Annotated in this window: 8 protein-coding genes; 2 read left to right on the top strand and 6 right to left on the bottom strand. The window is 60.5% G+C overall.

The window, feature by feature from the left end:
* Window positions 1-98: 98 nt before the first annotated feature.
* Complete coding sequence (gene yjiA / locus GSM73_RS19765) at window positions 99-1,067, top strand: GTPase (protein ID WP_047230146.1); 969 nt, start codon at window positions 99-101, stop codon at window positions 1,065-1,067.
* Here yjiA and GSM73_RS19760 read toward each other — a convergent pair.
* The 6 genes from GSM73_RS19760 to GSM73_RS19735 form a co-directional block, all read right to left on the bottom strand.
* Window positions 1,059-1,778, bottom strand: coding sequence for a GntR family transcriptional regulator (locus GSM73_RS19760; protein ID WP_155417201.1), 720 nt, complete (start codon window positions 1,776-1,778; stop codon window positions 1,059-1,061). The two genes, yjiA and GSM73_RS19760, sit on opposite strands and share 9 nt — an antisense overlap.
* Window positions 1,779-1,800: 22 nt before the next feature.
* Complete coding sequence (locus tag GSM73_RS19755; RefSeq protein WP_047230147.1) at window positions 1,801-2,505, bottom strand: FadR/GntR family transcriptional regulator; 705 nt, start codon at window positions 2,503-2,505, stop codon at window positions 1,801-1,803.
* A gap of 59 nt (window positions 2,506-2,564) precedes the next feature.
* The gene (locus tag GSM73_RS19750) at window positions 2,565-3,878 is read right to left on the bottom strand and encodes a C4-dicarboxylate transporter DctA (protein ID WP_076386402.1); all 1,314 of its coding nucleotides are present in this window, start codon (window positions 3,876-3,878) and stop codon (window positions 2,565-2,567) included.
* A 291-nt stretch (window positions 3,879-4,169) separates the two neighbouring features.
* Window positions 4,170-4,700 carry a hypothetical protein gene (locus GSM73_RS19745; RefSeq protein ID WP_160893611.1) on the bottom strand — a complete coding sequence of 177 codons (531 nt, stop codon included), beginning with the start codon at window positions 4,698-4,700 and terminating at the stop codon, window positions 4,170-4,172.
* A 201-nt stretch (window positions 4,701-4,901) separates the two neighbouring features.
* Window positions 4,902-6,155, bottom strand: coding sequence for a serine hydroxymethyltransferase (gene glyA, locus GSM73_RS19740; RefSeq protein ID WP_160893609.1), 1,254 nt, complete (start codon window positions 6,153-6,155; stop codon window positions 4,902-4,904).
* Between the two features lie 239 nt (window positions 6,156-6,394).
* Window positions 6,395-10,243, bottom strand: coding sequence for an EAL domain-containing protein (locus GSM73_RS19735; protein ID WP_047230151.1), 3,849 nt, complete (start codon window positions 10,241-10,243; stop codon window positions 6,395-6,397).
* A 270-nt stretch (window positions 10,244-10,513) separates the two neighbouring features.
* Between GSM73_RS19735 and ettA the strand changes: the two genes are divergently transcribed.
* A complete protein-coding gene (gene ettA, locus GSM73_RS19730) occupies window positions 10,514-12,178 on the top strand; it encodes an energy-dependent translational throttle protein EttA (protein WP_047230152.1) in 1,665 nt (554 codons plus the stop codon).
* Window positions 12,179-12,329 lie beyond the last annotated feature (151 nt).

Here is a 12,329-nt window from a genome sequence, read left to right as displayed (position 1 = left end):
TGTGGGAGCGAGCCTGCTCGCGAAGGCATCGCAACAGTTTGCCTCGCCTCCACATGGGTTCTGTGCTCTTCTTTTAATTTCGCAACAGGAGAATCACGTTGTCCTCTCCCATCCCGGTCACCATCCTCAGCGGCTTCCTCGGCGCCGGCAAGACCACGCTTTTGCGTCATTTGCTCAAGGCCGAGCACGGCCTGAAAATCGCCGTGATCGAGAATGAATTCAGCGATGCCGGCATCGATACCCAGCTGTTGGGCGATGAGCCGGTGCAAGTCATGACCCTGGCCAATGGCTGCGTGTGCTGCACCATTCACACTGACCTGACCAAAGCCCTGTACCTGCTACTCGAACGGCTGGACAGCGGCGAAATTGCCTTTGATCGCCTGGTGATCGAATGCACCGGCCTGGCCGATCCGGCCCCTGTGGCCCAGACATTTTTTATCGATGAGGACCTGCGCGAGCGCTACATCCTCGACGGTATCCTGACCCTGGTGGACGCCGCTCACGCCGAGATCCACCTGACCCAGGCCATTGCCCAGGCCCAGGTCGGGTTTGCCGACCGTCTGCTGCTGAGCAAGACCGATCTGGTGGACGCAGCCCATGTCCAAGCCCTTGGCGAACGACTGACGCGGATCAACCGACGGGCGCCGATCAGGGTGGTGGAGCACGGCAAGATCGATCTGGCCGAACTGCTCGACATCCGCGGCTTCAATCTCAACGCAGACCTGGGGGCGGGGTTCAGCCTGCGACCGGTGGGCAAGGCAAGCACCGGGGACCGCATCAGCAGCCTCGTGCTTCGCACCGACAAACCGCTGGATATCGACAAACTCAGCGAGTTCATGAACCAGTTGCTGGAGGAGCACGGCAAGCAGTTGCTGCGCTACAAGGGGGTACTGAGCATCGCTGGCGAATCCCGTCGACTGGTGTTCCAGGGCGTACTCAAACTGTACGGTTTTGACTGGGACACCGAATGGGCGCCAGGCGAAGCACGGGAGAGCGTCATTGTGTTCATCGCCGACGAGTTGCCCGAAGAGAAGATCCGCGCAGGCTTCGAAGCCGCGCTACTTTGACGTCCCGGTGCCTGCGGCCATCAGCAGCTTTTGCTCAAGATGGTCCAGGTGCTCGCTCATCAGTTGCAACGCTTGATCAGCGTTGCCACGTTCTATCGCGTCTACGATCGCCAAATGCTCCTGCCAGGCGCAATGTCTGCGGGACTTGAGCTCATGCCGCGCCAGGGCCAGCGAGGTTAATGGCACGAGGCTGCCGAGAAACTGCGCCAACGGCGCATTCCCGGCCATGGTCGCCAATTGCAGGTGAAACTCGCCGGACAGGCGAATCGCCGGGCCGCGTTCGCCGCGATCCAGGCACTGGCGCTCGCGCTCTATAAGATCGCGTAGGCGCTGCAGGTCCTTGGGCTGCGGCGCCTTGCAGGCCAGGCGCACCAGGGTCTGTTCGGCCAGGCGCCGGGCATGCAGGATTTGCCGGGTCTGTTCCAGGTCCGGTGCCGCCACCTGGGGCCGATGGTTGGGCCGCAGGATCACCACTTGCTGGTGGGACAGGCGCGCCAGGACACGGCGAATGATGCTGCGACTGACACCGAACACATCCCCCAGGCTTTCCTCGGTGAAACGGCTGGCCGGAGCAATGCGTTGTTCGAGGATGGCGTCGAAGATCCGCGGGTAGATATCGTCCACCGACGGTTTGCCGACCCGACCGGGCAGCGACAGGGACGCGAGCACGTTACGCTCAGGCTGATCCGGGTGGGGCATGAGGTTGTTCATGGCGGTCTCCGCAGGGTGTGGCTCAAGTGCCGAGGTTGTCGTCCGGAATGTTCAGTTCGATGCCCATGCGCTGGCCTTCCCTGAGGATATGCCGGCGCATTTCGGTACTGGCCTGGGCGCTGTTCTTGGCGCGGATGGCGCGCACCACGGCTTCGTTTTCCTCCAGGCGTTCGGCCAGATGCTGGGGTGAATTGCGCAACACATCGGCGCTTTGCTTGAGCGCGTTGCTGGTCTGCTGGACCACGTTTTGAAAAATCGGGTTGGACGTCAAGGCAAACAGCTCTTCATGGAAGGCAATGTAGGCATTGGCGCAGGCGTCGCTGTCGTTGGCCTCCAACGCTTCGCGCATGTCCATGAGGGTCAGGCGCAACTGGCCGACCTCCTTGCTGCTGATGGATTGCGCCACAAGACCGACGATGAAAGGCTCCAGGGTGTAGCGCAGTTGCAGCACGTCCTCCAGGCTGGCGCCGGCCATGGCGCTGCCTTCATTGGCGGTGTCGGTGAAGTTGGCCTCCAGCACCACGACGCCCTTGCCGGGCATCGAACGCACCAGCCCCAGGGTTTCCAGGACAATCACCGCTTCGCGCAGGCTTGGTCGGCTGATGCCCAATTGCTCGGCCAGCTCGCGCTGGCCGGGCAGCATGTCGCCCGAGCGCCATTGGCCCCGAGCGAGGGCGGCACGTAGTTTCTCCACTACGGAATTGACGACGGTTGATGAACTGATCACTGGTGACTCCTCGAAAATCAATCAGGCGGTACCGGTTCGCGGGCCGGCACCGCAGTCTTTCAGAATTGCTGCTGATGGGCAGTGCCCACCGGTTTCCTGGATTGGAAGGTATAACCGTGTTGGCCGGACAGTACCTTGCGCGCCCGAGGGACATCGATGTCTTTTTCCCAGCGGGCAATCGCCACGGTGGCCACGCAGTTGCCAATCAGGTTGGTCAGGGCCCGGCCGATGCCCATGAACCAATCCACCGCTAGTACCAGCACCAGGCCAACCACCGGGATCGCCGGGACGGCCGTCAACGTGGCAGCCAGGATCACCAGCGCCGAGCCGGGAATCCCGTGGGCGCCCTTGGAGGTGATCAGTGACACCAGCAGGATGGTCAGCAAATCACTCATGGCCAGAGGTGTGCCGGTGGCGTTGGCAATGAACACAATCGCCAGGGTCAGATAGATCGAAAAACCGTCCAGATTGAACGAGTAGCCGGTCGGAATCACCAGGCCGACGGTGGAACTGCCGATCCCCAGGTGCTCAAGCTTGCGCATGATCTGTGGCAGCACGGCGTCGGAAGAGGCCGTACCGAGCACGATAAGCAGCTCTTCACGCAGGTATTTGAGAAACGGCAACATCGGCAGGCCCGAGACACGCATCACCAAGCCGAGGATCAGCGCAACGAAGGCGATGCAGGTCAGGTAGAACAGGCCCACCAGGCTGCCCAGGTGTTGCAGTGAGTCCAGGCCATATTTGCTGGTAGTGAAGGCGATGGCCCCGAAGACCCCAATGGGGGCCAGACGCACGATCATGCCCATGATGCGGAAGATCACGTGGCTCAGTTCGTTGATCAACCGCGAGATGCCGGACGCTGCATCGCCCACTAGGTTCAAGGCGCTGCCAAACAGCACGGAGAACAACAGCACTTGCAGAATGTTGTTTTCAGCGAAGGCCCCGAGCACCGAGGTTGGGATCAGGTTCATGAGGAACTGGGTGGTGGTGACCAGGTGCTCGCCACGCTGGGCGATATCCCCCATGTCCGCGCTGGAGAGTTGTTCCAGGTGGATGTTCGCACCACTGCCGATACCGGTGCTGAAGGCAAGCACCAGACCGATGACCAAGGCGATGGTGGTCAATACTTCGAAGTAGATGACCGACTTGAGGCCAATGCGCCCGACCTTCTTGAGGTCTCCGGCACCCGAGATGCCGCTGACTACCACACAGAACACGATCAGGCCGATGAGCATCTTGATCAGCTTGATAAAGCCGTCGCCGAGGGGTTTGAGCTGTGCGGAGTATTCGGGAAGGGTCAGTCCACAGACGATGCCGAGCACCAATCCGAGGACAACTTGAAGGAAGATCGAACGCGAGCACCATTTGAGCATGGGAGGGATTCCTGGTTCGGTGTCCTTTTCGCCGTCAATAGAGCTGTTGGCGTCAGGACTTCATTATTGTGGTCTTACCGGTTTGTCCAGTGTAGGCGCAGTCTAGGCCCTGTTTTCGCTGCTGTGCAAGCTGATCTGTAGAGATTTGGCATGACCGGTCTTACCAGTTTGGCCGGAACCCTTGTGCTTGAGCCGTTTGTTGCAGTGAAAAAATGTGGGTGGCAAGCAGTGCGCCACAGCTCCCTGTGGCGAGGGATCAGCCCACTCGCCACAAAGATATCGACATGTTCTTTAAAGAACACTTAGGATGAATGTTACTTTCGATTTTTCTTCTGTCTCGGCGAGATAAATATAAGGCGAGCCTCGAACTTTCAATCCGCCGATATATTTTTTGTTTTTTGTCATGAGCGAGACAGGTAAATGCGGCGTGGAAATATTCTGCCGGGTGATGGCGTTGTTCTGATGATCAACGAGGGTAAAGAACATCGGATCATCCGTGCCGAAGTCCTGTGCGCCGAGAACCTCAAGCCAGCGTTTACCGACAAGTTTGTTTTCATGTTCCCCCGTGTTTTTAATGACCAGGTTGTAGCCGTTCGGGGTGTGTCGCAAATGCAATTTCAATGGGTTGCTGGATTGACCCTGATTTTTGGGGCGCATGCCGAGCAGGCTGGAGTGGTCGTGGGTTTGCGGGCGGCCGGTAAAGAAGCCGCCGCTGAATAAACTCACGGTGGCCATCGCGGGTTTGCCATGAAGTATTTCAAGCAGGTTGACGTGGTTGTCAAACATTCGAAGTGTGGCGTTAAAAGATTGATCACGGTCCATGTGATTCGACTCCTCGTTGGGTTTATGAAGTGTGCAGTTATGGAGCGATATTATTGATTTATTAGCTGTCGGTGGTGGTGTGTGTATTGCAAGACATTAGATAAGCGTGGGGGTTAGTTATTTGGGGGTAATTGTTTGCGCCCATGAAAAAGGCCCCCATCTTTCAATGGAGGCCTTTCTTACTGAGGTGTAACGGGCTGATTAAGCGCCGTATACCGGCAGCTTTTTGCAGATCGCCTTGACCTTCTCGCGAACGGCGTCGATCACCGCTTCGTTGTTCAGGTCCGCCAGGATGTCGCAGATCCAGCGAGCCAGTTCCTTGCACTCGGCTTCTTTGAAACCACGAGTGGTCACGGCCGGGGTGCCAAAGCGCAGGCCGGAGGTGACGAACGGGGAGCGTGGGTCATTGGGCACCGAGTTCTTGTTCACGGTGATGAACGCCTTGCCCAGCGCTGCGTCGGCGTCTTTGCCGGAGATGTCCTGCTTGATCAGCGACAGCAGGAACAGGTGGTTCTCGGTCCCGCCGGACACTACGTCGAAGCCACGCTCGATGAATACGCCGGCCATGGCCTTGGCGTTTTTCACCACTTGTTGCTGGTAAGCCTTGAACTCAGGCTGCAGCGCTTCCTTGAAGCAGATCGCCTTGGCGGCGATCACGTGTTCCAGCGGGCCACCCTGGGCGCCGGGGAATACGGCGGAGTTGAGCTTTTTCTCGATGTCGGCGTTGGCACGAGCCAGGATCAGGCCACCACGTGGACCGCGCAGGGTCTTGTGGGTGGTGGTGGTGACGACGTCGGCGAATGGCACGGGGTTGGGGTAGACGCCAGCGGCAACCAGGCCCGCAACGTGCGCCATGTCCACGAACAGGTAGGCACCGACCTTGTCGGCGATTTCGCGGAAACGTGGGAAGTCGAGGATCTGCGAGTAGGCGGAGAAACCGGCCACGATCATTTTCGGCTTGTGCTCGAGTGCCAGGCGCTCGACTTCGTCGTAGTCGATCAGGCCATTGCCGTCGATGCCGTACTGGATGGCGTTGTACAGCTTGCCCGAGGACGAAACGCTGGCGCCGTGGGTCAGGTGACCGCCGTGGGCCAGGCTCATGCCCAGAATGGTGTCACCGGCCGACAGCAGCGCCAGGTAGACAGCGGCGTTGGCCTGGGAACCTGCGTGAGGCTGGACGTTGGCATAGTCGGCACCGAACAGTTCCTTGGCGCGGTCGATGGCCAGTTGCTCGACCACGTCGACGAACTCGCAACCACCGTAGTAGCGCTTGCCTGGATAGCCTTCGGCGTACTTGTTGGTCAGTACCGAGCCTTGAGCTTCCATCACCGCGGGGCTGGTGTAGTTTTCCGAAGCGATCAGCTCAATGTGCTCTTCCTGGCGCTGAGCTTCTTGCTCCATGGCGGCAAAGAGATCGGCGTCGTACTTGGCAATAGTCAAATCACGGCTGAACATGGCGGTCCTCAAGGATCGGGGGCAGAAAAGGGGGGCATTCTAACCCAACCGGTTTTGGAAGGCATATGAAAGGACGTCATGTCGCGGACGAATGGGATTCACGCTGCCTGTACTGGCCTCATCGCGAGCAGGCTCGCTCCCACAGGGGGGCTGTGGTGTATGTCTATTCCAAGGACAGCCAAAAGCAATTGTGGGAGCGAGCCTGCTCGCGATGAGGCCCGCCCGGCCAGCACAAGCTTTCAGTCGAGCATGAACAGCGCATCATTGCTGAACTGCGCCTCAAACCGGTTGGCCGGCATCGGCCGGCCGAACAGGTAGCCCTGGACTTCATCGCAGCCGTGCTCGCGCAGAAAGTCCAGTTGCTCGTGGGTTTCGACCCCTTCGGCAATCACCGCCAGGTTGAGGCTGTGGGCCATGGCGATGATCGCCCGGGCGATCTGGGCGTCCTGTTCGCCGGATGGCAGGCCATCGACAAAGGTGCGGTCGATTTTCAACACGTCGATGGGGAATTGCTTGAGGTAGTTGAGGGACGAATAACCGGTGCCGAAGTCATCCACGGCGATGCTCAGGCCCAGGTTTTTCAGCCCGGCCAGGATCTGCATCGCCTCGCTGACTTCACGCATCAGGATGCTTTCGGTCAGTTCCAGTTCCAGACAGGCCGGCGGCAGGCCGGTGCTACGCAGGATGTTGGCGATGCGCGTGCCGAGCTGGCCATCGGAGAACTGCCGGGCCGAAATGTTGACCGAGACTTTCGGCACCCGGACCTTGGCCTGGTGCCAGGTCTTGAGCTGCCGAGAGGCTTCGCTGATCACCCAGTCACCGACGTCCACCACCAACCCGAGCTCTTCGAGGACCGGGATGAAGTCCCCTGGCGGCACCAGCCCGCGTCGTGGATGGCGCCAGCGCAGCAAGGCCTCGGCGCCGGTCAGGCGTTTGCCGTCGCCGCTGAACTGTGGCTGGTAATACAGCACGAACTCATTCTGCTCCAGGGCGTGGCGCAGGTCGCTTTCCAGCTCCAGTCGTTCCAGGGCGCTGGCGTTCATGTCGGCCTGGTAGAACTGGAAGTTGTTCTTGCCGCGCTCCTTGGCGTGATACATGGCCGTGTCGGCGTTCTTCATCAGCTGACTCAGCTCGTTGCCGTCCTGAGGGCTCAGGGCGATACCGATGCTGGCGGTGACGAAGAACTCCCGACCTTCCAGTACGAACGGTCGGACCAGGCTGGCGAGGATCTGCTCGGCCACGTTGATCGCCCGGTTGAGCGCCATTTCGCGGCTGGAACGCGGTTGCAGCAGCAGGGTGAATTCGTCGCCGCCCATGCGCGCCACGGTGTCGTCGTCGGCCACGCAGCCGAGCAGCCGCGTGGCCATTTCCTTGAGCATCCGGTCGCCAGCGGCGTGGCCCAGAGAGTCGTTGATCGGCTTGAAGCGGTCCAGGTCGAGGAACATCAGCACGACCCAGTTTTTCTGGCGCTCGGCCGATTGCAGCGCGGTGTGCAGGCGATCCTGAAACAGCGTGCGGTTGGGCAGGTGGGTCAACGCGTCGTAGTAGGCCAGGCGATGGATGCGCTGTTCGCTGGCCTTGCGTTCGCTGATGTCGCTGAAGAAGCACACGTAGCTGGCCAGGTCGCCTTCATCGTCCAGCACCGCCGTAATGCCGACCCAGGCCGGATAGTGCTCGCCATTGCGGCGCTTGAGCCAGACCTCGCCTTCCCACGTGCTGTGTTGCTGCAACTGCTTGAGCACGTAGCGCAGGTGGGCTTCCTGCTGCTCGTCCACGGTCAGCATGTTGGGCAACTGGTCCAGCACCTGCGACACCGCATACCCGCTGACGCGGCTGAAGGCTTCGTTGGCCTGGACAATGTAACCGGCCGGGTCGGTGATCAGGATCGCCGAGGTCGAATGCTCGAATACCGTGGCGGCCATGCGCAGGTCTTTTTCGGCGCGTCGTTGCTGGCTGATATCGCGGCCCACGCCCAGCACGCCTTCGAACGCGCCGTGCTCATCCCACACCAGCACCAACCGCAGCTCGATGGGGATCTTGCGCCCGTCGGCGCGCAGGCAGTCGAACAGGAACAGCTGGGTCTGCATCTGGTTGCGCAACTCGGCCAGTTGCTCAGGCTTGTCGAGGGCTTTGCTGACCCGATCCATCAAGGTGTAGATGCCGGTCAGTTGTTGCGGGTTGGCGATGGTCGATTGCCAGCCGTTCTGGAATATCCAGTCAGCGCTGTAGCCCAGCACTGCTTGCACCGAGGGGCTGACGTAGTTGAGCGAAAGCTTGCTGTTGGTGGAGAAAATCACGTCGCTGATGCTTTCGGCGAGCATCCGGTAGCGTTGTTCGCTGTCGCGCAGCGATTCGCTGGCTTCGATCTGTTCGGTGATGTCCTTGGCTACGCCGATGATCCGTGTCACCTGATCGTGCCGGTCCCGGGCCAGGGCTTGTTCGCGAATGTCGAAGCGCCGCCATTTGCCATTGCGATGGCGAAAGCGCAGCTGGCATTGCAGCAGTTGCGCATACCCGGCCTGGCGTTGTGCCTGGCGCAAGTTGTGATAGTGGTCGGCGTCTTCGCTGTGCAGCAGGATTTCCCAGAAGTATTCGCCCATCTGGTGCAGTTCGGTGCGGTCGTACCCCAGGGTCTGTCCCAGGTGATGGTTGCTGAAGATCATCCGCTGGCTGATCACGTCTTGCACATAGAGATGGTCCGGTACGGTGCGCACCACGTCGGACCAGAAGCCTTCGCGTTCGAGCAGCGACAGTTCGATCAGCTTGCGGCTGGTAATGTCGCTGATGCTCAGGATGACGGCGTTGTAGTCCTGCTGTTTTTCCGGCAGACGCAGCACCAGCCATAGGTGCTGATCACGGCCATGGGCGTCCTGCAGCTTGATTTCCAGCTCCAACTGCTTGTGCTGGTCGAGCAGCGCTTCGAGCAGCTTCGAACCCACCGGGTTGTTGTCCTGGGCAGCATTGCCTACCAGCAGTTGCCAGGCCCGCTCGCAGGAGTTGACGTTGAGCAGCTTCAACGCCATCTGATTGACCTCGGTGACGTGAACTTCCTGCTGCAGTTGTTCAAGCTGGTGAGGGATGGCCAACCAGGCGCGCAACTGGTCGCCGTTGCGCAGGCCGGTCCTTTCAAAAAATGCCTTGAGGCTCGACAGGTCAAGCACGCAGAGCGCGACGCCGGTGCCTTCGAAAATATCCTGGTAGCGTCGGCGGCCCTCGTGCAACTGACGCTGGCGACGGCGCATGCTCAAGAGCGCGATCACCGGCAGCATTGAAAACGCCAGGCCTAGCAGGCATTTGCCGATGAAGGCCGGCAGCAATTGCTCCAGCACCTGGCGTCGGTCGAACAGTCCACGCAATTGCCAGTCGCTGCTGCTCAGGGGCACGGTCAGCACGGTGTTGCTCAGATCATCCGGGGACAGCCGGGTAGGGCTGGCCGAGGGCAGGCTTTCGTCCCGGCTGATGATTTGCTGGTTGAGGCGGTTTTCCACCAGCCACAGTGGGCGCATGCCGGTATCGGCCTGCTTGGTCAGGGTCGAGAAGAAGGTTGGGGTCAGGCGCAGCGCCCAATAGCTGCGGCTGCTGCCGCTGGCCTGGTGCAACAACAGATGCACCACGGAGCCGTCATCGGCATTGCTGAAATAGTGCGCCTGGGCCCGACTGCGCCGTACCAGCTCTGCCAGGTAATCGGCATCGTGGCTGGCAGGATCACTGTCGCTGAGCACCCGGCCGGAAGGGCTCAGCAACGCCAGGCTGCGTAGCTCGGGCAACGATTGCTGGAGTTTGCGCAACAGGGCCTGCTGTTCGTCGGCGCTCTGCGGTTGTTCGACGATCGGTAGCAGGTTGAGGGCGATCTGCGCATTCAAGGCCATGTTCAGGCTGACTTGCGCGGCCAGGTCGGCGGTGTAATCGATGGTGTACTGGCGCTGTTGCTGCTGGGTTTCGCGCAATTGATCAAGCAACTGCCAGAAGAGCAATCCAAGCAGCAAGAGCACCAGTGTGGCCAGCGCGCCCTTTAATGTCCCGCGCAGGGGCGAGCCGCTCGCAGCAGTCGGTGCGCGTGGGGACAGGGTCGGCGTGACGTTGGACAAGCTGTAATCCTGCAGTTTGCTGGACTGGCGCGACGTGCACTATAAGCCGGACGCCCAAAGGGCGGCTAGCATGCCTTGACTTGTGGCAAAGTGCCAGCCCCTGGTGGCTGGACCTTGACCGATGGTTGAGGTAGCTTTGCCGGTCAAACAAGAGCGCGCAAGCTCCGATCCCCAGGCTTTATCTGCCCGCCGGCATTGATGACCGTCAAGCGCCGGCGCCGCGCATGGCCTGGCTCGTTCTTTTCACCTGTCACTGACGCTAGGTTCACCATGGCTCAATACGTCTTCACCATGCATCGGCTGAGCAAAGTTGTTCCGCCGAAGCGGGAAATCCTGAAAAACATTTCACTGTCGTTCTTCCCCGGGGCCAAGATCGGCGTACTGGGCCTCAACGGCTCGGGTAAGTCCACGCTGCTGAAAATCATGGCCGGTGTCGACAACGAGTTCGACGGTGAAGCCCGTCCGATGCCCGACTTGAACATCGGTTACCTGCCTCAAGAGCCTCAGCTGGATCCGACCAAGACAGTACGGGAAGTGGTCGAGGAGGCGGTCAGCGTGATCAAGGATGCCCAGGCGCGCCTGGACGAAGTCTACGCGGCCTACGCCGAACCGGATGCCGACTTCGACAAGCTGGCCGCCGAACAGGCCAAGCTCGAAGCGATCCTGCAGGCCAGCGATGGCCATAACCTGGATCGCCAGCTGGAAGTCGCCGCCGATGCGCTGCGCCTGCCGGCCTGGGATGCCAAGGTTGAACACCTCTCTGGTGGTGAAAAGCGTCGTGTGGCTCTGTGCCGCCTGCTGCTGTCGGCGCCGGACATGCTGTTGCTCGACGAGCCGACCAACCACCTGGACGCCGATTCCGTCGCCTGGCTCGAACACTTCCTGCACGATTTCCCGGGCACCGTGGTCGCGATCACGCACGACCGTTACTTCCTGGACAACGTCGCCGGCTGGATCCTGGAACTGGACCGCGGCGCGGGTATTCCTTACGAAGGCAACTACTCGGGCTGGCTTGAAGCCAAGTCCGATCGTCTGGCCCAGGAATCCAAGCAGCAGTCGGCCCATGAAAAAGCCATGAAGGAAGAACTGGAGTGGGTGCGCAAAGGCGCCAAGGCCCGCCAGTCCAAATCCAAGGCACGTCTGCAACGCTTCGAGGAAATGCAGTCCCAGGAATTCCAGAAGCGCAGTGAAACCAACGAGATCTACATCCCGGCCGGTCCGCGCCTGGGCGACAAGGTCATCGAATTCAAGAACGTCACCAAGGGCTATGGCGACCGCGTGCTGATCGACAACCTGTCGTTCGCCATGCCCAAAGGCGCCATTGTCGGTGTGATCGGTGGTAACGGTGCGGGTAAATCCACGCTGTTCCGCATGCTGATGGGCAAGGAAACACCGGATTCGGGCACCATCGAAATCGGCGAAACCGTGCAACTGGCCTGTGTCGACCAGAGCCGCGAAGACCTGGACGGCAGCAAGACCGTGTTCCAGCAGATCTCCGACGGTTCCGACCAGATCCGCATCGGCAACTATGAAATTCCGTCGCGCACCTACGTGGGGCGCTTCAACTTCAAGGGCGGCGACCAGCAGAAGTTCGTCAAGGACTTGTCCGGTGGTGAACGCGGTCGCTTGCACCTGGCGTTGACCTTGAAGGAGGGCGGCAACGTCCTGCTGCTCGACGAACCGTCCAACGACCTCGACGTCGAAACCCTGCGTTCCCTGGAAGAAGCCCTGCTGGACTTCCCGGGCGCAGCGATTGTGATCTCCCACGACCGGTGGTTCCTCGACCGTGTGGCGACCCACATCCTGGCGTACGAAGACGACTCGCAAGCGGTGTTCTTCGAAGGCAACTACACCGAGTATGAGGCCGATCGCAAGAAACGCCTGGGCGAAGCCGCTGCCCAGCCGCACCGCGTAAGGCACAAGAAGCTGGCCTGATTCGGCCGGCGACCGATCGACAAACCCTGTGGGAGCGAGCCTGCTCGCGATAGTGGTGGATCAGCCAGCGTAAGTTGCCTGACCCGCCGCCATCGCGAGCAGGCTCGCTCCCACAGTGGTTTTGGGTCAGTCACAAGCTGCACGGTGGGGC

Source organism: Pseudomonas sp. PICF6, from assembly GCF_009831705.1.
GTDB lineage: Bacteria > Pseudomonadota > Gammaproteobacteria > Pseudomonadales > Pseudomonadaceae > Aquipseudomonas > Aquipseudomonas rhizophila.
The sequence above is the reverse complement of the archived record's forward strand: the minus strand, read 5'-3'. Positions and strand labels throughout refer to the sequence as shown.